This window comes from Cohnella sp. SGD-V74 (genome assembly GCF_003001675.1).
Taxonomy (GTDB): domain Bacteria; phylum Bacillota; class Bacilli; order Paenibacillales; family Paenibacillaceae; genus Cohnella.
This window is the reverse complement of the sequence record NZ_PVYW01000008.1, coordinates 272,690-296,556: the sequence shown is the minus strand read 5'-3', so window position 1 is coordinate 296,556 and position 23,867 is coordinate 272,690. Positions and strand designations below refer to the sequence as shown.

At 60.4% G+C, this 23,867-nt stretch carries 19 protein-coding genes and 1 riboswitch; of the genes, 2 read left to right on the top strand and 17 right to left on the bottom strand.

The features are described from left to right. Positions 1-210: 210 nt before the first annotated feature. From cysK to B0G52_RS14725, 4 genes are all read right to left on the bottom strand, one after another. Positions 211-1,128 carry a cysteine synthase A gene (gene cysK / locus B0G52_RS14740; RefSeq protein WP_094045546.1) on the bottom strand — a complete coding sequence of 306 codons (918 nt, stop codon included), beginning with the start codon at positions 1,126-1,128 and terminating at the stop codon, positions 211-213. After that, the gene (locus tag B0G52_RS14735) at positions 1,125-1,664 is read right to left on the bottom strand and encodes a hypothetical protein (RefSeq protein ID WP_094045544.1); all 540 of its coding nucleotides are present in this window, start codon (positions 1,662-1,664) and stop codon (positions 1,125-1,127) included. Before B0G52_RS14735 ends, cysK begins: the two co-directional genes overlap by 4 nt. A 111-nt stretch (positions 1,665-1,775) precedes the next feature. Continuing rightward, entirely contained in the window at positions 1,776-2,195 is a 420-nt protein-coding gene (locus tag B0G52_RS14730) for a DUF350 domain-containing protein (protein WP_094045542.1), read from the bottom strand. A gap of 15 nt (positions 2,196-2,210) precedes the next feature. Further along, positions 2,211-4,571 carry an endonuclease MutS2 gene (locus B0G52_RS14725; RefSeq protein ID WP_094045540.1) on the bottom strand — a complete coding sequence of 787 codons (2,361 nt, stop codon included), beginning with the start codon at positions 4,569-4,571 and terminating at the stop codon, positions 2,211-2,213. Positions 4,572-4,708: 137 nt separating this feature from the next. On the opposite strand from B0G52_RS14725, the gene B0G52_RS14720 reads away from it, so the two are divergent. Continuing rightward, positions 4,709-5,065, top strand: coding sequence for a phage holin family protein (locus tag B0G52_RS14720; RefSeq protein ID WP_094045538.1), 357 nt, complete (start codon positions 4,709-4,711; stop codon positions 5,063-5,065). A 204-nt stretch (positions 5,066-5,269) separates the two neighbouring features. Then, complete coding sequence (locus tag B0G52_RS14715) at positions 5,270-5,644, top strand: cupredoxin domain-containing protein (RefSeq protein ID WP_094045536.1); 375 nt, start codon at positions 5,270-5,272, stop codon at positions 5,642-5,644. An 89-nt stretch (positions 5,645-5,733) separates the two neighbouring features. On the opposite strand, the gene zapA is transcribed toward B0G52_RS14715, so the two are convergent. The 13 genes from zapA to B0G52_RS14650 all read right to left on the bottom strand — a co-directional run bounded on the left by zapA (position 5,734) and on the right by B0G52_RS14650 (position 23,659). Next, on the bottom strand, positions 5,734-8,178 hold the full coding sequence (gene zapA / locus B0G52_RS14710) for a cell division protein ZapA (RefSeq protein ID WP_094045534.1): 2,445 nt from the start codon (positions 8,176-8,178) through the stop codon (positions 5,734-5,736). A gap of 110 nt (positions 8,179-8,288) precedes the next feature. After that, positions 8,289-10,736 carry a phenylalanine--tRNA ligase subunit beta gene (pheT, locus tag B0G52_RS14705; RefSeq protein ID WP_094045532.1) on the bottom strand — a complete coding sequence of 816 codons (2,448 nt, stop codon included), beginning with the start codon at positions 10,734-10,736 and terminating at the stop codon, positions 8,289-8,291. A gap of 38 nt (positions 10,737-10,774) precedes the next feature. Beyond that, a complete protein-coding gene (pheS, locus tag B0G52_RS14700) occupies positions 10,775-11,809 on the bottom strand; it encodes a phenylalanine--tRNA ligase subunit alpha (RefSeq protein ID WP_094045531.1) in 1,035 nt (344 codons plus the stop codon). Between the two features lie 359 nt (positions 11,810-12,168). Continuing rightward, positions 12,169-13,035, bottom strand: coding sequence for a bifunctional hydroxymethylpyrimidine kinase/phosphomethylpyrimidine kinase (thiD, locus tag B0G52_RS14695; RefSeq protein WP_094045529.1), 867 nt, complete (start codon positions 13,033-13,035; stop codon positions 12,169-12,171). Further along, complete coding sequence (thiO, locus tag B0G52_RS14690) at positions 13,032-14,318, bottom strand: glycine oxidase ThiO (RefSeq protein ID WP_233162673.1); 1,287 nt, start codon at positions 14,316-14,318, stop codon at positions 13,032-13,034. The genes thiD and thiO overlap by 4 nt, the downstream gene beginning before the upstream one ends. Beyond that, positions 14,315-15,127 (bottom strand): thiazole synthase, encoded by an 813-nt coding sequence (locus B0G52_RS14685; protein ID WP_094045568.1) that lies wholly within the window; start codon positions 15,125-15,127, stop codon positions 14,315-14,317. Before B0G52_RS14685 ends, thiO begins: the two co-directional genes overlap by 4 nt. A gap of 14 nt (positions 15,128-15,141) precedes the next feature. Beyond that, positions 15,142-16,050 (bottom strand): thiamine phosphate synthase, encoded by a 909-nt coding sequence (thiE, locus tag B0G52_RS36180; protein ID WP_094045527.1) that lies wholly within the window; start codon positions 16,048-16,050, stop codon positions 15,142-15,144. Continuing rightward, a complete protein-coding gene (locus B0G52_RS14675) occupies positions 16,028-17,287 on the bottom strand; it encodes a ThiF family adenylyltransferase (RefSeq protein ID WP_094045525.1) in 1,260 nt (419 codons plus the stop codon). The genes thiE and B0G52_RS14675 overlap by 23 nt, the downstream gene beginning before the upstream one ends. Continuing rightward, positions 17,280-19,043, bottom strand: coding sequence for a phosphomethylpyrimidine synthase ThiC (thiC, locus tag B0G52_RS14670; RefSeq protein WP_094045523.1), 1,764 nt, complete (start codon positions 19,041-19,043; stop codon positions 17,280-17,282). Before thiC ends, B0G52_RS14675 begins: the two co-directional genes overlap by 8 nt. 305 nt (positions 19,044-19,348) lie before the next feature. Then, positions 19,349-19,452: riboswitch (TPP riboswitch) on the bottom strand. A gap of 94 nt (positions 19,453-19,546) precedes the next feature. Then, entirely contained in the window at positions 19,547-20,170 is a 624-nt protein-coding gene (locus B0G52_RS14665; protein WP_094045521.1) for a YcnI family copper-binding membrane protein, read from the bottom strand. 136 nt (positions 20,171-20,306) lie between these two features. Next, complete coding sequence (locus tag B0G52_RS14660) at positions 20,307-20,984, bottom strand: response regulator (protein WP_094045519.1); 678 nt, start codon at positions 20,982-20,984, stop codon at positions 20,307-20,309. Beyond that, the gene (locus B0G52_RS14655; protein ID WP_094045517.1) at positions 20,981-21,841 is read right to left on the bottom strand and encodes a sensor histidine kinase; all 861 of its coding nucleotides are present in this window, start codon (positions 21,839-21,841) and stop codon (positions 20,981-20,983) included. Before B0G52_RS14655 ends, B0G52_RS14660 begins: the two co-directional genes overlap by 4 nt. A gap of 147 nt (positions 21,842-21,988) precedes the next feature. Further along, positions 21,989-23,659 (bottom strand): copper resistance CopC/CopD family protein, encoded by a 1,671-nt coding sequence (locus tag B0G52_RS14650; RefSeq protein WP_094045515.1) that lies wholly within the window; start codon positions 23,657-23,659, stop codon positions 21,989-21,991. Positions 23,660-23,867: the final 208 nt, after the last annotated feature.

Genomic DNA, 23,867 nt, shown 5'->3' with positions numbered 1-23,867 from the left:
TATTACGAGTACCGGTTCCGAAGCAACTACTCTCATCATTTTATCGAGACGCTTTCCAGCCTGATGCTTGCCTCCTGCACGACGATTTACACGTTGAACGAGTACGGCATGCTTCGCGAGCGTAAGGTCCGGGCAGCAGCGGCATAAACAAAAACGCCCGCAAAGTGCGCGAGCGTCAATGGCTTACCGAATACATGAGCTAAGCCAGCATTAAAATATATCCATGCTCAAGTACCGCTCCCCTGTATCGGGAGCGATGCATAGCACGCGTTTCCCTGGACCCAGGCGGCGGGCAATCTGCAAAGCGGCCCAGACGGACGCTCCGGACGACGGACCGACCAACAAGCCTTCCAATCGGGCTAAACGTCTCGTCGTCTCCAGCGCATCCTCGTCCTTGACTTGGACGATTTCATCATAGATCGATGTGTTCAAAATTTGCGGAACGAATCCCGGGCTTGTCCCGACCAGTTTGTGGGGGCCCGGCTGACCCCCGGAAAGCACGGGGGAACCGGCGGGTTCTACGACGGCGACATACAGACCGGGAAGCTTCTCCTTCAACGCTTCTCCTGTGCCGGTAATCGTTCCCCCGGTGCCGGAAGTTGCGACGAATGCGTCCAAGAGACCGTCTGTCTGTTCGAGAATTTCCAAGGCGGTTGTCGTCCGGTGAATATTCGGATTGGCCGGGTTCTCGAATTGATTCGGCATGTAGCTGCCCGGGTTCTGCTCCAGAAGCTCACGCGCTTTAGCGATGGCTCCGGGCATGCGCTCGGCCGCAGGAGTCAGCACCACTTCCGCTCCGTAAGCGCGGAGCAGTGAGATGCGCTCCGCGGTCATATTATCCGGCATGACCAGAATAAGCCGGTAGCCTCGCGCGGCCGCATACATGGCAAGTCCGATGCCCGTATTACCGCTGGTCGGCTCGACGATCAGGCTGCCCGGCTTGATCAAGCCTCGCGCTTCCGCGTCCATAAGCAGACCGGATGCCGCGCGATCTTTGACGCTGCCGCTCGGGTTCATCTTCTCCAGCTTGACGAGCACTTCAGCGTCCTCCGGTCCGGTCAAGCGGCGCAATGCGACAGCAGGAGTGTCCCCGATCAGTTCGATTACGGAATTGACAATGCGGGTCATACCAAGTTCTCCTTATCTCTTTGACTTATGCGGCGGACAAGCCGTTGGCGATCTTCGTCGCCGAGAAACGAATGTACGGTAAAACAAGAAGGGCACACGTACATCGTCAATTTAAACGGCGCTTCCAGCAAAGGTTCTCCCAAACTGTCCGGTACTCGCGGGGCGAACTCTGGAGCTCCGACAATACGCTCCCCGGCTTCAATCATATACTCGTGACAAAGCGGACATTCGGGAACGAGTTCCTGTTCGTCGTACAACGACTCTACGCCCTCTTCGAAACGCTCCAGATCCTCGCTTGATTCCAACGACTCGTCGTCCAGCCAACCGAGATCCTCGTCATCGATGGAAATCGAACGCTCTTCCTCTTCAATATCCTCGTTGTCCTCTTCCTCTTCGTCCTCTTCCTCACCGATACTGAATTGCAGCGTACGATAGCCGTCGAGTTCGTTTTCGCACACCGGACATATTTTCTCCGGCTCTTCTCCTTCTTCCTGAAGGATTTCGCTTTGACACCATGGGCAAATTATGACCGACATTTGGGCTTTACGCCTCCTTCATCATATAAAATACGCCAACCGCGATAAACAAGATCGCCAAGACAAGCAAAGTTCCCCACAAATACTTCATGACGTTTGTTCCCTCCGAGCTTAGATGACGGCTGCGCCGATGATGTAGGATAAAGAAACGGACAGCACGAGGGACAGCAGCCCTACCGCGCGATTATCCTTGCCGATTTCTTCGTCGACCCGGAATACCGGGGTAAAAAACTCGAACAGAAAATAAGCGACGAGCAGCAGAACGAATCCGACGGCCGACCACAAAATGCTTTGATAAATCGTATCGTTAGCTTCGATAGAGAAACGGAAAATGTTGCAAATTCCGAATATTTTGCCTCCGGTCGCCATCGCTGCCGCCAAGTTGCCTCTGCCGATTTCCTTCCACCCGTCGTACTTCGTCACCCATTCGAAGCACGAGAGAAAGACGATCAACGCCAGTATTCCTACGGAGAAATAAGCCAATACCGCAAGAAAAGGCTGAGACATGATGGAATCGACAACATCCTGCATTCGCAAGACCTCCCGTTAATGAAGCTCGGCTACGGATACACCCGCGCCGCCTTCCCCGAATTGGCCTAACCGGTAACTTTTGACGTGCTTATGACGCCTGAGAAAATCTTGCACCCCGCTGCGCAAAGCGCCTGTACCTTTGCCGTGTATGATGTAGACTTGCCCCAGATTGCCAAGAAAAGCTTCGTCAAGGAAACGATCCACTTCCATAATCGCCTCGTCCAGCGCCATCCCGCGCAGATCCAGCTCGGTGCGAATGTTCTCGTCTCGGGATCGTTTGACCGTTGTCGCTTGCGCGGGCGCTTTGCCGGCCGAAGCCGCACGCGTCGGCTCCAGATCCGCCACAGGAACCTTCATCTTCAAAATGCCAAGCTGTACGACGGCCTCTCCGCTTCCTGTGAGTTCGACGACATGCCCTTTTTGCCCATTCAGACTGTGAACTTTCACTTCGTCTCCCGCTTCGATCTTCGCAGGCTTCGTTCCGCTATGGCGAGCCGGCTTGGCGACAGGGTCGGGAATCGCTTCCTCTAACCGCTTCTTGGCTTCGATCAGCTTATGTTCCTTGACAGATGCTCCTTCTTCCAAGGCCAGCTTACGAAGATCGGCTATGATCTCCTCGGCCTCCCGCCGGGTTTTGGCCACCTGTTGACGCGCTTCCTCGCGTGCCGCATCCAACAGCTTCGCTTTCTGCTCCTGAAACTTGAAGCGCTCCTCCTGTATTTCTTTACGCAACTTCTCCGTCTCAAGTCGCAACATTTCTGCAGTTCGCCGTTCCGTTTCGGCTTGCAAGCGATCTTGCTCCAATGAAGCGATCATCGAATCGACCTTTAATTCGTCTTCGCTCACTTCGCCACGGGCATGATCGATAATGCTCTTCGGAAGACCGAGCCTCTCCGCAATCGCGAATGCGTTGCTTCTTCCCGGGACGCCGACCAACAGACGGTAAGTCGGTCGCAAAGTAGCCACGTCGAATTCCATACTTGCATTGATAATACCGTCCCGATTGTAGGCGTAAGCCTTCAGCTCGCTGTAGTGAGTCGTCGCGATCAGCCTGCAGCCAAGCTTCTGAAGATGCTCCAAAATCGCGATAGCAAGAGCGGAGCCTTCCGCGGGATCCGTACCCGCCCCAAGCTCATCGAGCAATACCAGACTGCGGCTGGTTACTTGCCCCAGCATCGAAATCAGATTCGTCATATGGCTGGAGAACGTGCTCAAGCTTTGCTCGATGCTTTGCTCATCCCCGATATCGGCATAAATGCCGTCGAACACGCAAAGCCGGCTGCCGTCTTCGGCAGGCACGAACAAACCGGACATCGCCATCAGGCTGAGCAATCCGATCGTTTTCAGGGAAACGGTCTTCCCTCCCGTATTCGGACCGGTTACGATGATCGAGGTGTAGCTCTCGCCCAATTCGATATCGATCGGCACGGCCGTCTTTATGTCCAGAAGCGGATGCCGGCCTCTGCGCAGAAGGATTTTGCCCTCGTCATTCATAACGGGAAGCGTGGCGGATAACGCATGCGCTAAAGACGCTTTGGCGAAAATAAAATCGATGATCCCGAGAATTTCGGCATCTCCCGCAAGCAAGTCCGCGCGTTCTCCGATCTCGGAAGTGAGCTTGCGCAAAATGCGCTCAATCTCGTTCTGCTCCCTGATCTTCAGCTCGCGGAGCTTATTGTTCATCTGCACGACGGCTTCAGGCTCGATAAACAACGTCGCGCCGCTCCCCGATTGATCGTGGACAATGCCCCCGAAATGAGCGCGATACTCCTGCTTCACCGGGATAACGTAGCGGTCGTTGCGCATCGTGATCAACGTTTCTTGAAGCATTTTCTGAACCGAGGAGGAGCGGATCAAGCTCTCCAGCTTTTCTCTGGCGCGTCCTTCATTGACCCGAATGTCTCTGCGGACGGAAGCCAGCTCCGGGCTGGCGGAGTCGAGCACGTCGCCCTGCTCGTCGATGCATCTGCGAATCTCGTCCTCCAAAGCTTTGAAGTCGGTCAATGGTTCGCACAGATCCAGAAGCAGCGGAAGCTCCGTCTCCTCCCCTGCTGACGATATGAATCGGCTCAGCCGACGCGACCCCATAATGAATTGCGCGACTTCCATCAGCTCGGGGGGCTGAAGCATCCCCTGGAGCTTGGCGCGCTGGAGGGAAGATCGAATGTCCGTAATCCCTCCGAATGGCGGTGACCCTTTCAGACTGACGGCTCTAGCCGCTTCGTCCGTGGCAGCCAGCCGGCGTTTTACGATCTCGAGCTCGCGGCTGGGTGTCAGTTTCTCCGCTTCTTCTTTGCCTAAGCTCGTCGAAGCGAGCCCCGTCAGCCGGCGAATGATTTTATCGTATTCCAGTGTATGTAAAGCCTTCTCGTTCACGGCAACTGTCATCTCCTTCGCCTTTATTATAGCCGAATCCTTCATCCATGCGAAAGCAACGGATTTTCCGACTTTTTCGCCGTCGACTCATAGGGATCGAATCTCGGGATAAACTACATCCAAAGGAGGTCGAAAAAATGAATGTCATCGGCACGATCGTTCGCTTCATCGTCGCTGCCATCGTCTTGATGGTCGTCGGCTGGCTCGTCCCTCAATTTTCCGTAGGCGGGTTCTGGAGCGCTCTTATGCTCGCGGTCGTCATCGCCGTGCTGGGGTGGATCATCGAAGGAATCTTCGGTAAAAAAGTCACTCCGTTCGGACGGGGAATCGTCGGATTCCTATGCAGCGCCCTCGTCATCTGGCTGGCTCAGTTTGTCGTCGGCCACGTCGAAGTGACGATTATCGGTTCGTTGCTGGCGGCTCTCGTGATCGGGATTATCGATCTGTTCATTCCGATCGCGTCCCCATACGAAGCCGGCAAACACAGAAGCTGACGGAATGAATGCGCAAGGCCTCCTCGTTATCGGCGAAGAGGCCTTGTGCGCATTCGGGACGCTTTCCTAATTCTTAAATAATGTCATGACTCTGCCATAGATTAGGGAATAGGCGCAGACGACCTTATGGTACAATGTTGTGCAGGCGGAATCGTAAAGAGAGATAAGCCGTCCGCCATTTTATCGGTACGGAGGTCGTATGATATGCAAAGAAAAATCGCCTATTTTCTCACCCTCGCGGCATTGGTTCTCGTTCTATCGGCATGCGGAGGCAACGATACAAAATCCGGGAACAACTCTTCGGCCAGCGAAGAAACTTATTCCCAAGAGGTCGTCATAAAAGCGAGCAACTGGGAGTTCGACCAGAAAGAATACGCTTTGCCGAAGGACACGCCTGTCAAATTAACGCTGGAAAACTTGAGCGGAGCCCACGGAATCGAAGTCGTCGGACAAGACATCGCAATCAGGGGCAACAAGTCGAAAGTGATCACTTTGCCTGCGGGCACTTACGAAGTCCGGTGCAGCATCATGTGCGGACAAGGCCACTCGGACATGATCGCGAAGATTGTCGTAAGCTAACTTCATTAAGCTAACCCCTTTAAGCAGTTCAAGGCGATTGTTTCGGATAGAAACCCGAATCAATCGCCTTTTTTTCGCATATGCTGCGGTTATTCTTGTTCAAGCATGTCGATCCATTCGTTGTACTCGTTTTGAAGCTTTCTGTACTCTTCGTTCAGCTTGGAATGCTCGGCTTGTAGCTGCTCCAGCTCCGTGCGAAGCCTTGTGCCCAGCGCGGCTTGTTCGAGCAGCTCGTCCAGAGCTGCTGCGTCCGCTTCCCGGGAAGGAGCTGCGGCGGCTTCCGCGAGCGCCGCTTCCAACTCACGCTCAGCCCTCTCTGCGGCCTCGCCAAGCGCCGCACGGGAGCGATCCAGCTCGGCGACCCGCTCTTCCAGCTCACGGATTCTGCCGGCGGCAGCTTGCTGATTCTGCTGAGACTCGGACAGACGCTCCCGAAGCTCGCGAATCGTCTCGCTCCAACTCCGTTCCTGATCGTCCCGCTCGGACAGCTCACGGGCCAGCTCTTCCTTTTCCCGCAGCGCTTCTTCCAAAGCTTCCTGCTGCTTGTCGAAACGCTCCGTCGTTTGCATTTCCACTTCCTGCAGCATCTCCTGCTGTTCGAGGACGGTTTTCCTCTGGTCTTCCGCTTCCGTGGCCCACCGCTCCGCATCGCTCTCAAGCCGTTCGCGCAGCTGCTGCCACTCCTTCTCTCTGGAACGCCATTTGCTTTGCTCGGAAGCCAATGTCTCGAGTTCCGCCTTTACGGCTTCCAGTTCCTCGGAGTACATCACCTCCAGCTCTTGAAGTTCGGCAGCTGCATGGGCTTTTATTTTGGCCAGCTCTTCCGCCGCGCGCCCATCGGCTTCGGCTTGCGCTCTTGCCAACTCCGCGGCTGCGTTCGCCTTTTCTCTGGCTAGAGCCTCCTCCAGCTTGGCAAGCTCGTCGGCCGCACTCCGCTCCGCTTCGCGCCGAGCAGCCTCCAGAGCATTGTCGGCGTCAATCTTCGCTTGTTCGAGTTCAAGTTCAGCCTCCAGCTTCGCTTCTTCGAGCTCGGAAGCGGCTTTCCTCTCCAGCGCCTGACGATCGGCTTCGGCTTGCTGCTTCGCTGCCTGCAAATCCGCGTCGGCTTGTTGCTTCGCTGCCTGCAGATCCGCTTCAGCTTGTTGCTTGGCTGCTTGCAGATCCGCTTCGGCTTGTTGCTTGGCTGCCTGCAAATCCGCTTCGGCTTGCGCTTTGGCAAGCGCCAGTTCCACGGCCTCCCGCTTCAGCCGCTCAAGCTCTTCGCTTAGCTCTATCGAGCTCGCCAGCTGCTTCTCCGCTTCTGCTTGAGCCTTCGCCAGCTCCGACGCCGCTTGGGTCTTGGCGGCCTGCAGTGCTTGCGCCGCGGCTTGCTTCTGCCGCTCAAGCTCCGCGTTCAAGCCCGCCTTCATGCTCGCCAGACGCTGCTCCGCCTTCGACTCGGCCTGCTCCAGCTCCGACGCCGCTTGCGCTTTGACCGCCTGCAACGCTTGCGCAGCAGCCTGCTTCCGCCGCTCCATCTCCGCGTTTAAGCTCGCTCTCAAGCTTGTCAGACGCTGCTCCGCCTGGGCTTCCGCTTGCGCCAACTCTTCTGCGGCTTGCGTCTTGACCGCTTGCAGCTCGCTTGCCGCCTCTTTCCTGACGGTTTCAAGCGCGGTTTCCGCAAGGGCAACCTCCAACTCGGAGTTCAGCCTCAGCTCCTCCAACTCGGAAGCGAATTGCGCCTTCGCGGATTCGAGCTCGGCTGCGGCTTGCTCTCGAGCAGCCTCCAATTCCTTCGCAGAGCCGGACCTGAAGGCTTCCAGTGTCGCCTCCGCCTCTGCTCGCGCTGCTTCCAGCTTCGCCTCCGCTTCCGCCCGCGCGTCCTCCAGTTGCGCATCGGCCTCCGATCGCGCCGCTTCCAGCTTCGCTTCGCTCTCCGTTCTCGCTGTCTCCAGCTCTTCGGCCGCCCGCGACTTGACCGCCTCCAGCTCAGCCGCGGTCTGCGCTCTGACCGAATCCAGCTCCGCAGTCATCGCAGCCTTGGTCGCTTCCAGTTCCTCAGTCATCCGGGTCTTGGTTGCTTCCAGCTCCGCCGCGGCCTGCGTTCGGGCCGACTCCAGCTCCCTGGCTGCCCGCTCCTTAAGCTCCTCGCGTTCCGAATCCGCTTGCTCCACGAAAGCGTTGAGCTCCAAAGCAGCCTGCTCTTTCGCCGCCTCCAGCTCCAGCGCGGATCGCTCCTTCAAGCCTTCGAGCTCTTGCGTCAACGAAGACCGGGCGCTTTCCAGCTCTTCGATCTGAAGCTGCTGGTCATGCTCGGTTTTCAGTAGCTGTTCGTTCTCCCTCCGCAAGCGAAGAAGCTCGTCCGCAATGTTCACGGCTGCGAGCACGGCCAACTTCGGCAGATCGAGCTTTGGGTAACCGACGTTCACCTTGTTCATCTGATCATTGACGATTCCGGCTACCCTTTTCATATACTCCGTGCTTGTATGTCCCGTTATCGTATACTGCGTTCCATATATGTCAACGGTGACACGCGTTTTATCCTGACTGCTCACGGCGTGATCCTCCCATTGCATTCGTAGTAATTGTATGTAACAAAAGCAGCGAACCATCTTCCGCCAACCGGCGTCTAGATGTATTCGCTGCCTCCCATATCGTTTCCTGCCTATTTCCGAAGTTCCGCGCCGTAAGATTGTTCCAGCTGCACAAGCACGCGGGCATGCGCCTCTCCGACTTCCTCGTCCGTCAGCGTACGTTCCGCGTGACGGTAGACAAGCGCCACAGCAACGCTCTTCTTGTCGCTGCCGATTCTCTCTCCGGTATACACGTCGAACACCTTCACCGACTCCAGCAGCTCTCCGGCGGAAGCGGCGATCGTCTCCGTCAGCGCTCCTCCAGCGACGCTCCGATCCACGACGACCGCGATATCGCGCTCGATCGCCGGATAACGGGGCAGGATGCGGTATTCAATGCTCGCATCCGCATACTCGTAGATCGGCTCCAGTTCGAGCTCGGCCACATATGCATCGGGCAGATCGAACTCGCGCTGCGTCTCCGGATGCACCTGGCCGACGTAGCCGATCGTCTCGCTGCCGCGCTCCGTGCGGATGACGATCGCGGCTGTGCGGCCCGGATGGAAGCCAGCCGGCTGGGCGGCTTCATAGGAAATACGTCCCGTCAGACCGAGCCGGTCGAACGCCTGCTCCAGAACGCCCTTGGCATCGTAGAAATCGACAGGCTCCGCAGTACGGTTCCATGCCGCGGTACGGCGGTTGCCCAACAGCAGCAGCGCCGCTCTCGGCTTCTCATTCGGCAGTCTCGTCAGCGTCGTTTCGTCCGTGTGATAGACGTTGCCGATTTCGAACAGGGCGACATCGTTGTTTTTCCGATTCAGGTTGTAGGCAGCCGCCTCCAGCAAGCTTGGAATGAGCGTCGTACGCAGCACGCTGCGCTCCTCGCTCATCGGCATCGCCAGCGCGATCGGCTTGGCGCCGGCCGCCAGCTCCGCAAACAGCTCCGTTCTCGGCAGCGAGGTTACGGAATAGCTGATCGCCTCATGCAGCCCTGCTCCGGTCAGAATCGTCCGCAATTCGCGGCGAATCGCCTGCGGCTTCGTCAGGGAGCCCGGCGTCGTCGGGCCTTCGATCGGCGTCGTCGGAATTTCGTCATAGCCGTGCAGGCGCGCAATCTCCTCCACGAGATCGACGTCGCGGGAGATGTCCCCGCGCCGCGAAGGAACGGTGACCTTCCAAATATCGTCGCCGCTGGCCTCGACCTTGAATTGCAGCCGGGACAGAATCGTCTTGATCTCCAGCGAAGACAGCTCCGTTCCGAGCATGCCGTTCACGCGGGAGAGGGACAGATCGATGACGGCCGGCTGCTTCGCAGACACTTCCGCTTCGGCGACGCCTTCCGTCACAAGTCCTTCCGCATAACGGGCAATCAATCCCGCCGCACGGTCCAGCGCCGCGCGGACCCGGTCCTGATCGACTTCCTTCTCGAAGCGGGCGGAAGCCTCCGAACGCAAGCCCAGCTGGCGCGAAGTGCGTCGAACCGTGCTGCCGTCAAATTTCGCCGATTCCAGGATGATGTCCGTCGTGCCCTCGGATACTTCGGAGTTCGCGCCGCCCATTACGCCGGCCAAGCCGATCGCCTTCTCCGCGTCCGCGATAACGAGCATGTGCGGCTCCAGCTTGCGCTCCTGGTCGTCGAGCGTCACGAGCGTCTCGCCGGCCTGCGCCAGACGAACGTCGATGCGTCCGCCGGCTACCTTGCCCGCGTCGAACGCATGCAGCGGTTGGCCGTATTCCAGCATGACATAGTTCGTAATGTCGACGATGTTGTTGATCGGTCTTACGCCCGCAGCGATCAGACGGTTCTGAATCCATTGCGGCGCAGGGGCGACCTTGACTCCTTTAATGTAGCGGGCGGTATACAGCGAGCAATGCTCCGGCGAGCTGATCGACACCCGGACATAATCCGAAGTGACTTCCGCAGCCGAATAAATGTCTTTTGCCGGATCGGGCAAATTTAGCGGACGGCCGGTCAGCGCAGACACCTCGTAGGCCACGCCGAGCATGCTGAGGCAGTCCGAACGGTTCGGAGTCAGGTCGAGCTCGAGGATCGAGTCGTCCAGCGCAAGCACGTCGAGGATGTCGCGACCAATCTCCGTCTCGGGAGGGAGCACGAGAATGCCTTCTTGTTGCTCCTTCGGCAGCAACTTGTCGTTGATGCCGAGCTCGCGCGCAGAGCAGATCATGCCCTGCGATTCCACGCCGCGCAGCTTAGCGCGCTTAATGTTCAGGCCTCCCGGCAGCTTCGCGCCAACGACGGCGACCGGCACCTTCATATCCGCGCCGACATTCTGCGCTCCGCAGACGATCTGCAAATCTTCGCCCGTTCCGGCGTCGACGGTGCAGACGCTCAGCTTATCCGCGTCGGGATGCTTCTCTCTTTTTTTCACATAGCCGACGACTACGCCGGTAACGCCCGCATTGCGAGACGGCACGGAATCGATCTCGATGCCGCCCCGCGTCATCATCTCCGCCAGTTGCTCGGCGGGAATGCCGCTCAAATCGATATAATCGGATAACCACCGATAGGATACGTTCATGGGAAACTCCCCTCGTTTTTATCGTAATTTTTTTCGCGCTATATTTTGGCGAACTGGCTCAAGAACTTCGTATCGTTCGCGTAGAAATGACGGATGTCGTCAATGCCGTATTTCAGCAGCGCGATCCGTTCCACGCCCATGCCGAACGCGAAGCCGGTTACTTCCTTCGGATCGTAGCCGCCGTATTCGAGCACTTTAGGGTGCACCATGCCGCAGCCGAGAATTTCGATCCAGCCGGTGTGCTTGCACATCCGGCAGCCGCTGCCGCCGCATTGGGCGCAGGTGACGTCGACCTCCGCGCTCGGCTCCGTGAACGGGAAGAAGCTCGGGCGCAGGCGGATTTGCATCTGCGAGCCGTACATTTCCCGGACGAATTGCAGCAGCGTTCCTTTCAAGTCGCTCATGCGAATGTTCGGCCCGATAACGAGCCCTTCGATCTGGTGGAACATGAACGAATGCGTCGCGTCGTCGTCGTCGCGGCGATACACTTTGCCCGGACAGATGACTTTAACCGGCGTCTGGCCGTTCATCGCCTTCATCGTGCGAATCTGGACGGGAGACGTCTGCGTGCGCAGCAAAATCTCATCCGTAATATAGAAGGAATCCTGCATATCGCGCGCGGGATGGTTTTTCGGCAGGTTCAGCGCTTCGAAGTTGAAGAAGTCCGTCTCCACCTCGGGACCTTCCGCCACCGTATAGCCCATGCCGATGAAAATGTCTTCGATTTCCTCGACGATTTTGTTCAACGGGTGAACGGCGCCGACGGCGGACTTTTTGCCCGGCAGCGTAACGTCGATCGTCTCCGCTTGCAGACGGCGCGCAGTCTCGGCCTGTTCAAAGCCGGCTTGCTTCTCCGCGATAACCGCTTCGATCGCCGCGCGAACCTCGTTGCCGACCTGCCCGATGATCGGGCGCTCCTCGGCGCTGAGCGAGCCCATGCCGCGCAAAATTTCGGTAAGCTGCCCCTTCTTGCCCAAGTAATGCACGCGGAGATCGTTCAGCGCGGCGGCGTCCGCCACGGTCTGCAGCTTATCCAGCGCTTCGCTCCGCAAAGCCTCTAATCGTTCCTTCATCACCATTCTCCTTCTCGCGACAAAATAAAAAGCCTTCTCTCCCGTAAGGGACGAAAAGACCGTGGTACCACCCTTGTTGGAACGCCCCCGCCCTCATTCGGACACGCGCCTGATCCGGCGCTTGGACATTCCCGCTTCACGCGGCGTAACGGGCCGCAAGCCGGTATCTCCTACTGGACGGCCGCAGCCGAACGTTCAGAGATCTGCTCCGGAGCGAACTTCGGCAGCCTGATTTCTTAGGAACGCTCGCAATCTTCGGCGCTCCCTCCCTGTAAGAAGGCACTGCTTACTTTTCTCCATCGTCGCATTTGTGCATTTATTGACCATTATAGGGGATCGGAGAACCGCAAGCAAGCCGATTAACGCAAAACCCGCCTCTTTTCCGCAAATGCGCCGTGCCAGAGAGAGCCCGTTCCTCCCCCGAGCGAAAAAGCTTCCGAAATCGCCGCGGCCACGAACGCCTTCGCTTCCCGGCATGCCTCCTCCGGAAGAGCCCCTTGCGCCAGCAAAGCCGCGATGGCGGACGCCGTCGTGCAGCCCGTTCCGTGCGTATGGAGAGTCGGATACCTCGGCCCCGTGAACCGCCGCGCCTCCTCGGGGCGATGAGCAGAGACGAATACGTCGACGGCCTCTTCTCCGTTCCAATGCCCGCCCTTAAGAAAAACATGCCTGGAGCCCAACGAGAGCAGCCGCTTTGCCAATCTCTCCATATCCGCAATCGTTCGAATGTCGTCGGAACGGACGCCGAGCAGCCGGCAAGCTTCCGGCAGGTTCGGCGTGACGACTTCCGCCATCGGCAGCAGCAGACGCTTCATCGCTTCGAACGCTCCGCCGTCCATGAGCGCCGAGCCGTCCGAAGCGGCGCATACCGGATCGACGACAAGCCTTTTGACCCGATGCCGCGCAAAAGAACTCGCCGCCGTTTCAACATGGGCCGACTGGGGCAGCATCCCCGTCTTGACGGCATCGGCTCCGATGTCGGACAGCACGCTTTCGAGCTGCGCTTCCACCATGTCCGGGGAGACCGCCTCCACGCGCTGCACCCCTAAGCTGTTTTGCGCCGTCACCGCCGTCACGACGCTCATCCCGTATACGCCAAGCTCCTGAAACGTCTTCAAATCCGCCTGAATGCCCGCTCCCCCGCCCGAGTCCGAGCCGGCAACCGTCAAAACAAGCGAACGGCGAAGGGCGGGAGCTTCGCCGGACGAACGAGCGACGCCTCTCATCCTAGTCCCCTCCTCGTTGTTCCGGCAGGGGAGAAGCGCTCGATCCCGAAGACGTTCCCGTATCCGTCGTTCTTCCCTTGCAGCAAGTCTCCGACGATCGCCGCCGTCGCCGGACTGAGCAGAATGCCGTTGCGATAATGGCCGCACGCCAGTATCAGCTCCGGAGCTTCGGGGACGGAGCCGATCAGCGGCCAGCCGTCCAGCGTCGCGGGCCTTAAGCCCGCCCAGCCCCGAGAGGGAGAGACGTCGCGCAGATAAGGCATCGCGCGGCCGCTCCAGCGCGTCAGCCGCCCGATGCCCTGCTCCGTGACGCTCCGCTCGAAACCCGCGACATCTTCCGAAGCTCCGCATACGAGGCTTCCGTCTTTTTTGCCGACCCAATACGCCTGGCTGGAAAAAATCATATGGCGGATGCGGCCGCCCTTCCCATCGTATGCGCAAATCTGCCCCCGGATCGGATGAACCGGCACGTCGACGGGCAGCCACTCCCGCACGAATCCGCTCCAGGCTCCGGCGCATACGACGACCCGATCCGCCAGCCAGCTTCCCGCGCCCGCGGTTCGGACGGCTACGCCCGTGCCGGCAACTCGCTCCAAACCCGCAACGCGTCCCGCATGGGCAACGAGCCGAACGCCCGCCCGGCGGCAAGCTTCCTCCAACGCGCCGACCAGCTTCGGGGCGAACACATGGCTTTCGCCGGGACAATAAAGTGCCCCTAGCGCCTGTTCGGACAATTCCGGCTCCAGTCGCCGCAGCTCCGACGCGCCGAGCAGCTCGAATCCGGTCCCGTACCGGCTCTGCCATTCGAGTCTGGCGCGCAGGGACAGAAAATCCGCCTCGTGAAACGCGACATTCAAACTCCCGCTGCCGCGCAATTCGACCGAACGTCCCGTCAGCTCCTCCAGCTCGCGAACCCAGTCCGGATACCGCGCATGGCTGTCTGCGCACAGCCGAAAAAACGCATCGGGGCTTTCCGTATTTTCCGAGAACGGCGCCAGCATCCCAGCTGCCGCTCCGGAGGCTTGGCCGCCGAACTCCTCCGCCTCGAGCACTGTAACGCGGAAGCCTCGCTTGGCCGCCTCCCATGCGCTGGACAAACCGATGATGCCCCCTCCGAGGATCAGTACCTCAATCGATTGCGCAGACTTCGCAAACCCTGCAGATCGCGCCAACTTCGCACCCCCTGCCGCTCGCAACGACTCCGCAAACCCTGCCGATTGCGCCGACATCGCGACCTCCGTCGCGGGCCTCGCTTCCACGTTTCCTTCCGGCGCTCCGCTCACGTTTTCCCCTCCCAAGCTTCGGGTATGAACAGCCGTCCCCCCGGTTCGCTGCTGGCAGAGGCGTAACGCTTCCGAGGGATGCGTCCGGCCAACCGGGACAACCGCCCCGCTTCAATCGCCAGCCTCATCGCCCGCGCCATCGCCACCGGGTCGACCGCTTTGGAGACGGGTGTATTGGCGAGAATGCCGTCCGCTCCCAGCTCCATCGCCTGAACGGCATCCCCTGCCGATCCCAGGCCCGCATCCACGATGACGGGAACCCGCGCCTCCTCGGCAATCAGGCTCAGGTTGTACGGATTCAGAATGCCAAGCCCCGTGCCGATCGGGGCTCCGCCCGGCATGACCGCTGCCGCTCCGGCATCTTCCAGCCTGCGGCACAGCGCCGGATCGTCCGACGTATAAGACAGCACGGTGAAGCCTTCGTTGGCCAGTCGTTCCGTCGCCTTAAGCGTCTCGAACGGATCGGGCAGCAGCGTGCGCGGATTGCCGCTGATCTCCACCTTGATCCAATTCCCCAGTCCCGCAGCGCGTGCCAGCCGGGCAATTCGCACGGCTTCATCGGCGTTGCCGGCCCCCGACGTATTGGGCAAATAAATCAACTCTCTGTCCGCGACATGCTGCAGCACGCCGTCGTCTTCATAGTTGTCCAGGTTGATTCGGCGCACCGCGAACGTAATGACTTCGGCTCCGGACGCCTCCAACGCGCGAAGGAAAACGGCAGGGCTCGGAAATCTGCCCGTCCCGAGAAAAAAACGGGACTTCAGCTTCCGCCCCCCGATCACCATCCCGTCTTGCACAATTGTATTCATTTCCATTCCCGCGCTCAGCCTCCCCCGACAAAATGAACGAATTCGACCGAGCACCCGCCTTGCAGCGGCGTCTCTCCCCACAGCTGACGCGGGACGACCGCCCCGTCCAGGTCGGCGACGACGCTGCGGCCTTCCAGCTTGTACTGCGCCGCCAGCTCCAGCAGCGTAGCCGCCTGCGTCCGCTCGCTGCGGCCGTTGACGGTGAGCGCAATTTCCCGGACGTCCCTGCGCTCCGGCAAAGTCTGCGCAACGGATATCGGCAAAGATGCCGGTACAACTGCCTGCTCCCCCAAGCTCCAGGCGTTAATCTTCTCCAGCAGATTGCGGCAGACAGATTCGGGATCGGCATAGCCGACGATCGCGGACACCGCGCACAGCCTTCTGGCCCCCGCTCTCAGCACTTCCTCCGCGTTGCTCTCCGTAATGCCGCCGATGGCGACGAACGGAATGCGGATTTCCGCGGCCGCCTGCGCGACATAAGCAGTCGTTACCGCCTGACGTCCCGGCTTGGTGCCCGTCGGATAGACGGGACCGACGCCGATATAATCCGCTCCCGCCCGTTCCGCGGCGCGGGCCTGCTCGATCCGGTGCGTGGAGATGCCGATAATGCGTCGCGGTCCGAGAAGCTCTCGCGCCGCCTCGATCGGCAAGTCGTCCTGTCCCAGATGAACGCCGTCGGCGTCCGCGGCCAGCGCGACGTCCGGATGGTCGTTGACGATGAGCGGCACTCCATATTTGGCGGTCAGCTCCTTCAGCCGCTTCGCTTTCTCGATCAGCTCCCGCTTCGGACTCTCTTTGTCCCGAAGCTGCACGATATCGGCTCCTCCTCTTAAAGCCGCCTCCATGACCTCCGCCATGCTGCGTCCGGGATGATAGTTTTCACCGGTGATGACGTACAGCTTAAAATCCAACGGACGGCTCATCCGCTCTCCTCCTTGTCTCGTCGCTCAAATAATGCCGATAGATGTCCAGCGCGCGTTCGGCCTCGCCCGCTCCTTGAATCAACGCGCGGCCTTCCGCGAAAATGACGATTCGCTCGCCTTCGACCGTCGAGGCCCGCAGCAGATAGCGGTTATCGGCCGTAATGGCGCAGCCGGCCTCTGCCAAGCGCCTTCTCCACTCTCCGAGCGACACCGACGGCTTCAGCATCAACTGAAACGTATCCCTTCCGCACAGGACGACCAGCTTCTCTGCCTCGGAATCATCGCTCGACAACGTATTTTCCGTCTCTGCCTCGGAGTCATCGCCCGACAACGCATCTTCCGCCTCACTCTCCGGTTCATCGCCCGACAAGTCTTCATCTGCCGTGTCTCCATGATCCTCTCCGGACAAGTCGTCCTCTGCATGGACAAAGCCTTCATGCTTCGCAAGCTCCCTGCTGGCAGCTGCCGCCGACTCCCCCCATCCGCAATTAGGGCACGCTTCAACCGGCGGCGGCAGCTTCCATTCCTTGACCGCGAAATGCCACGCGTCCACGGTCAGCCACGTTCCGCGCAGCGCCGAGCGATTCCCAGTCAGCGCCTTAAGCGCCTCCGCCGCCTGCAAAGCGGCCACCATCTCCACCGCGGGCGAGATAACGCCGAGCGTGTCGCAGGTCGGCGCTCCATCGCCGCCAGGTTCATCAGCGCCAAGCAGGCAGCGCAAGCAGCAGTGTTCCCCGGGAACGAGCAGCGCGGTCATTCCCTCGGAGCCCGCGACGCCGCCGTAGACGAGCGGAATGCCGCGACCGAAGCAGACATCGCTGAGCAGCAGCCGGGTCGCCGTATTGTCGGTGCCGTCGAGCACCAGGTCGACGTCCGCCGCCAGCGACTCCGCGTTGCGCCGATCCACGTCGGCCACGAAAGCCTCGATCCGCGCCCTGTCGCTGACCCGGCGCAGCTTCGCCGCGGCGGCGACCGCCTTGGGCAGCGCCTCCGCGGCGTCCTCCTCGTCGTACAGCGTCTGCCGGTGCAGGTTGCTCAGCTCCACGTAGTCCCGATCGACGAGGCGCAAGCGGCCTACTCCGGCCCGGACCATATGCTGGGCGAGCGACGCCCCCAGCGCCCCGGCGCCTACGACGAGCACGCTCGCCTCGCCGAGCCGCCGCTGGCCCTGCGCGCCGATCGGAGCGAAGCGGATCTGCCGGGAATAGCGCTCCTGCTCCTCCGCTTCCTTACGCATAGATCCGGCTTCCCCCGGCCTTGAACGCTTCCGCCTGCTCCTGCATGCCGGCCTCCAGCGCTTCCTCCTCCGCTACGCCGTGCTTCTCCGCGTAATCGCGAATGTCCTGCGTAATGCGCATGCTGCAAAACTTCGGTCCGCACATCGAGCAGAAATGCGCCGATTTGGCCGCCTCCGCCGGCAGCGTTTCGTCGTGATACGCCATCGCGCGCTCCGGATCGAGAGACAGATTGAACTGGTCTCTCCAGCGGAATTCAAATCTGGCCTTGGACAGCGCATCGTCGCGCAGCCGCGCCCGCGGATGGCCCTTCGCCAGATCGGCGGCATGGGCGGCGATCTTGTAGGCGATGACGCCGTCCTTGACGTCCTCCTTGTTCGGCAGACCGAGATGCTCCTTCGGCGTCACGTAGCATAGCATCGCCGTCCCGAACCAGCCGATCATCGCCGCGCCGATAGCGGACGTAATATGGTCGTACCCCGGAGCGATGTCGGTCGTCAGCGGCCCCAGCGTATAGAAAGGCGCCTCTTTGCACACTTCCATCTGCCGGTCGACATTTTCCTTGATCAGATGCATCGGCACGTGGCCGGGCCCTTCGATCATCACCTGCACGTCGTGCTTCCACGCGATCTCGGTCAGCTCGCCGAGCGTATCCAGCTCCGCGAACTGCGCCTCGTCGTTGGCGTCGGCGATCGAACCGGGCCGCAGGCCGTCCCCGAGCGAGAAGCTGACGTCGTAGGCTTTCATAATCTCGCATATCTCTTCGAAATGCGTGTACAGGAAGTTCTCCTTGTGATGGGCCAGACACCAGGCCGCCATAATCGAGCCGCCGCGCGAGACGATGCCGGTCACCCGCTTCGCCGTCAGCGGAATATAGCGCAGCCGCACTCCGGCATGAATCGTGAAGTAATCGACACCCTGCTCCGCCTGCTCGATCAGCGTGTCGCGGAACACCTCCCAGCTCAGCTCCTCCGCCTTGCCTCCGACCTTCTCCAGCGCCTGGTAGATCGGCACCGTGCCTACCGGAACCGGGGAATTGCGAACGATCCATTCCCGGGTCGTGTGAATGTTTTTGCCAGTGGACAGGTCCATGATCGTATCGGCTCCCCAGCGAGTCGCCCACGTCATCTTCTCCACCTCTTCCTCGATTGAGGATGCGACGGCCGAGTTGCCGATGTTGGCGTTGATCTTGACGTGAAAATGACGCCCGATAATCATCGGCTCGCACTCGGGGTGGTTGATGTTCGCCGGGATAACCGCGCGCCCCGCGGCCACCTCCGTCCGCACGAATTCCGCGCTCATCCCTTCGCGCAGCGCGATATATTCCATCTCAGGCGTGATCAGCCCTTGGCGGGCATAGTGCAGCTGCGTCACGTTGCGCCCTTCCGCCGCCCGCAGAGAGCGGTTATGCAGCTTCGGAAACACCTCCGCGCCCCTCTTCTCGGCCGCATCGGCCGTCGCAAAGCCGTTGTCCTCGGGCCGCACCTCGCGTCCCTCGTACTCGACCGTGTCGCCTCGCTCCGCGATCCAGCGTCCCCGAACGGAGGGCAGCCCCCGCCGCACATCGGCCTGAAAACCATCCTCCGTATACGGACCGCTGGCGTCGTACACCCGAATCGGATCGTTCGGCTCCTCCTGCCCGTTCCTCCCCGAACTCGGCGCCAGCGCGATCTCGCGCATCGGCACCCGAATGTCTTCCCTGTCTCCCGTCACGTACACCTTGCGGCTTCCCGGCAGCGGCGTCGTCATAATCGGCATAACAAAAAACCTCCTTAAGCGGCATAATGTCAAATTCCGCTGGGAGGCCATGAGTAAGAAGATAAGAAACGACGGACAGACTTGGCGACGACTCCATTTCAGGCGCATGCATACCGACTCCGTCCCCCATGCCGATACGGCAAGCGACGGTGAATACGCGCGGTCCGCCCCAGCCGTTGCGCCTGTCTGCGACAACTCGCCGCATAACAAAAGCCGCCCCGGCAGGGAGCGGCTGAATGTGTCAAGCTCGTCGAAAGCCATAACGCAAGCATGAAGAAGCCTGCGGCCATCGCCTTCCAAAGTCTGACGTACATTGCCCACTTTCCTACGCTGGCATAACCCAGATCAGGTTCAAAGGGACCAAGGCATCGCCTTATCTCAGCCCTTGCGGGCGCCCCTAGTGGAATTCTATGAAAAACTTTACAGCCGAAGGGAGCTCCTGTCAACCCTTAATTGAGTTGCGGGCTCCCTGCAGTCCGTCCGCGCGATTGGCCGCGCCTTGATTAAGCCTTCTTGCGGAACAACGCGATGGCCAGAGCCAGAATACCCGCTGCCAGCCCCGCGATCGCCAGAGACAGCGTCAGCGCATCGCGGCCGCCCTCGTCCTTGGCCTCGCTCGCGGCGGCTCCGCTCGAAGCGCCGTGACCGTCGCCGTGGCCGTCTCCGGTCGCGGCCGTTACCGTCGTCACGGAAGCCGGTTTGTCGGCGTCCGGAGCGCCGGTCCATTCCACCACTTCGCCGTCGGAGTACGTCTGGTACGCTTTCCAGCTCAGCTCCTTGGCATCGTCGGCGATTTTGCCCTGCATGCGGAATTCGCCGAACTCCGTCGCGCCCAGACCGCTGCCGGTCGCCTTCCAGGTGACGCTGACGATTTTGTCCTCCGCGCCCTTCTCGACTTCGTACGTCCATTCCGGCTTAGGCTCGAAACGGCTGATGTTGACGCCGTCCGGAATCGCCACCTTCACCTGCGTCGTCGCGGCGTCCTTCTCGGACGGCACGCGCACGGTGAACACCTGATAGGAGCCCGCCGGCGCCTCCTTCGGCTGCACCGTCACGTGCGCGCTGGCCAATCCGGCAAATCCGATCGTCAGCAACAGAACGAGAAGCAAAGATACGCTTTTTTTCATGAAATATCCAACCTTTCAGATTCGATTAGTCTAAGATATTCCACAGTATAGCCCGTTCCCCGCACTCCGCGCATGACTCGAAAGAGTCATTTCGTCCCGTTCATTGTGACAATATTGAAACGGGGAGCCGCTTCGCCTATTCCGGCTCGACGATTCCCCGCTCATACGCGTAACGCGTCAGCTGCACCCGATTGTCGAGATGAAGCTTCTGCAAAATGTTTTTCAGATGGTTTTTCACCGTGTGCTCGGACAGGCCCAGCGATAACGCGATTTCGCGGTTTTTCTGCCCCCGCGCGACTTCCTGCAAAATATCGCGCTCCCTCGGCGTCAACCCGCCGTCGTCCGTCGCCCGGTCTCTGGGCGCACCCGCCGAAGAGCTTGATTTGCGCTCCGCGAACTCGCGAAGAATCGACATCGCCAGCTCGGGATTGAGCGGCGCCTCGTCGAAGGCGACCGCGCGCAAATAATCGCGCCAGGCGGCGGGGTTCAGGTTTTTCAGCAAATACCCCTGAGCGCCCTTCTTCAGCGCCTCGAACAGATGCGAGACGTCGTCGGACACGGTCACCATGACGATTTTCACCGCGGGAAAAGACGTCTTGATCGCCTTAACCGCCTCCAATCCGCCCATGCCCGGCATGTTGATGTCCATCAGGATCATATCCGGCGCCAGATCCTCCGTCATCCGGAGCGCTTCCTCGCCGCTGGACGCCTCTCCGACGACGACGAATTCCTCCAGCGCGGACACGATCGTCCGCATCCCTTCCCTCGCGTGCCGATGATCGTCGGCCAGCAGCAAACGAACGACTCTGCTCATCCCTTCTCCGCCTTCCTTCCGCTCTTGACGAGCTCTACGACCGTCCGCTCCCCGCGGCGCTCGGCCAGGAACGACCAGCCCATCGACCTGGCCCGATCCCGCACCATGCGCAGCCCGAACCGGCCCTGCGCCTGAAGCGGATCGCCGTCGAAGCCGACGCCGTCGTCCTCGACGCGGCAGCGGAAGCCGCCCGCTCCGTCCGGCTCCCCGACGACGTACACATGGGAGGCCTGCGCGTGCTTCCTTACGTTGACGAGCGCCTCGCGGACGCAGGCGTGGAGCTCGACCTTCTCCTTATCGGTCAAGCCGTCGTCCGGAATCGTCCAGACGAATTCCGCCCGTGCGCCGGACAGCTCCGCCGTCTCTCCGAGCAGCTCCCGCAGCGGCACGACCCATGCGGCCGAATCGGGCGAAGGCGGCTGACGGAGATTGGCGATCGCCTGGCGCACGTCCTCGTGCATGACCCGCACCGTCTCGCGCAGCCCTCCCGCCAGTTCCCGCACCGGCCCGTCCCGGCTCAGCTCGTCCAGCTGGTCCAGCTTGACGGCGAGCAGGAACATCGATTGCGAGATGCCGTCGTGCAGCTCGCGGGCCAAGCTCTCCCGCTCCTCCAGCGCCGCCTTCGCCTCCTTCTCCCGCTGCAGCGCCATCTGCGACTGCTCCATTCGCGCGAACAGGCTGCGCACCAGCGTCAACGTGACGGCAAGCACGATGAACGGCGCGAGCAGGTTGCCCAGCTCCATCGACACGTACGGCAGCAGGAAGGCATGCCGGACGTATTCCCACAAGCCGATCGTCAGCGTCGGAATAAGCAAAATGAGCCATTTGATCCTTCTGTCCTTGCTCCGGTTATCCATACGGCCCGCACGTCCCTTCCTCCGTTATCGCCAAGTTCGCCGCAGCCGCAGCCCCAGCCGGAGCTTCTTCTCGTTTCGGTATCCCCGCAGCCGATGCGCATCCTTTGGGCGCCCCGCCGATCGCAGTCGCCAGCGCTCTGCCGACCGCTAGTAAATCCGATAAGTCGTCTCGACGACCCGCTCCGTGTCTTCTGAATCGGTGACGCGAACTTGCGCCTTCCACTGTCCCGCAAAAGGCAAATAAGGTCCCTGCGCCGTATACGTCGACTTCTTGTAATCCGGGAATGCGTCCATTTCCTCGTCTTCGTAAAGCTGGAGAGGAACGTCGATATACCCCATCCCCTCCTTGTCGAGAGGCAGCAGACGGAGCTGAACGTTTTTCGGCTCCCCTTGGCCGACCCATTCCGGCAGCCATATTTTCAGATTAAACCGGTTGTCTCCCGGAGCGTTGGGCGAAATGCGCAGCGTCACGTGCATGTCCGTGCCCATCTTGTGATAGCTCAGCGGTTCGTTAACCGGCAGCGGAGTCTGGTAGGTCAGCACTCCGACGCAGAGCACGATTCCCGCGAGCAGTCCGACGTCGACCTTCAGCAGGCTGCCCCGGGGAAGCTCTCCCTTCTTCAGACGCAGCCGGATCAAGAATGCCGTGACGGCCACGAGCAAGGATACGGCGGCTTTGGCGATCAGCCATTTTCCCCAGTTCGTATACTGCAAGTATTCCAATGACGGCAAATATTTGAGCGTGGACAAAATACCCGTCACCCACAGGGCGAGGAACGAGATCAGCGCCCACTTGGAAAATACGAGCGCGAACCGGCCCGCCTCCGGCCGTTCCTTGAACCAGACCGCGAGCAGCAGCAGAAGCCCTCCGCTCCACAGGGCGGCGGCCAGAAGATGCGCATAATCCAGTCCTACCGTATAAGAGACCGGGTTAAACGCCGCGGCGTGCCCGGACCAGGATTCGACGAACAGCGCGATTGCGGCCCATGCGACGCGCGCGGCGGCTCCCAGCGAAGGAAGCAGCGGAGCGGCCAGAGCCAGCAGCAGCTCGGCGATGTACAGCTTGCCGATCGTCGTCTCCGTCAGGATGCGGCCCCATTCGGACAGCGGCTCCCCCTGCCCCAGATCGCGCAGGCTGAAGAAGACGTAGGCAAGCGTGGCGATAAGCGCGAATTTCCCCGACAGGCCGAGCGAACGCGAATGCGTGTCGCGGACGACCTGGGACATGCTTCGCAGCAAGCTCCACATAGCCAGGCCCGCCGTCGCGAGCAGTCCGGCGTAATACAGAATTCTCGCCGCATAGAGCAGGAACGAGTCCGCGTCCAGCCCCGAACCGCCGTGATCGTGGGCATGTCCGACCTGCTGGTGCGGGTTCAGCTTGCTCGCGTCGAGCGGAGCCGGATTGCCGACCGTGAACACGTACGCCCCGGAGATCGGATGCCCGTCCGCCGAGATGACCGAATAAGAGACGGTATAATGTCCCTCCGCAAGCTTCGGCAGTCCGATCCGGATGCCCTTGCCTTCCTCGATCCGCTCGATCTCGCCCTTCGCGACGTCGCGCGACGATTCGCTGAGCACGAGCAGCTTCGCTCCTCCGCTGTCCAGTCTCTCGTTGAAGACGATCTCGACCGCTTCCGGACTGACGTCCAGGCGGGAATCCGCCTGCGGAGTCGCCTTCTCCAGCACCGCATGGGCCTCTGCCCGCCCGGCGACGCCGACAATCGAATACAGCGTCAGCCCGACGCCGAGCAGCAGCAAAGCAAGGGAGCGCCGACGCAAGCTTCCGTTAATAAACCATGACTTAAGCAAAAATGACATCTATGCAACCTCCAACCTATCATTACAAACGAGGTGTCGCTTACGAGTCCCGCAGTTTGGCAACTCTATCGTACCCGAACCGTTCTGCCGCATCAACTGCAAGGGACGGCATCCCACGCCTTTCTCCGCGATTGTTCGGGATTCGCCACAACTTGCCGCAAAGCCCGTTCATGCCGCTGTACACTAAAAAGGAGCATTCCCGACGTCA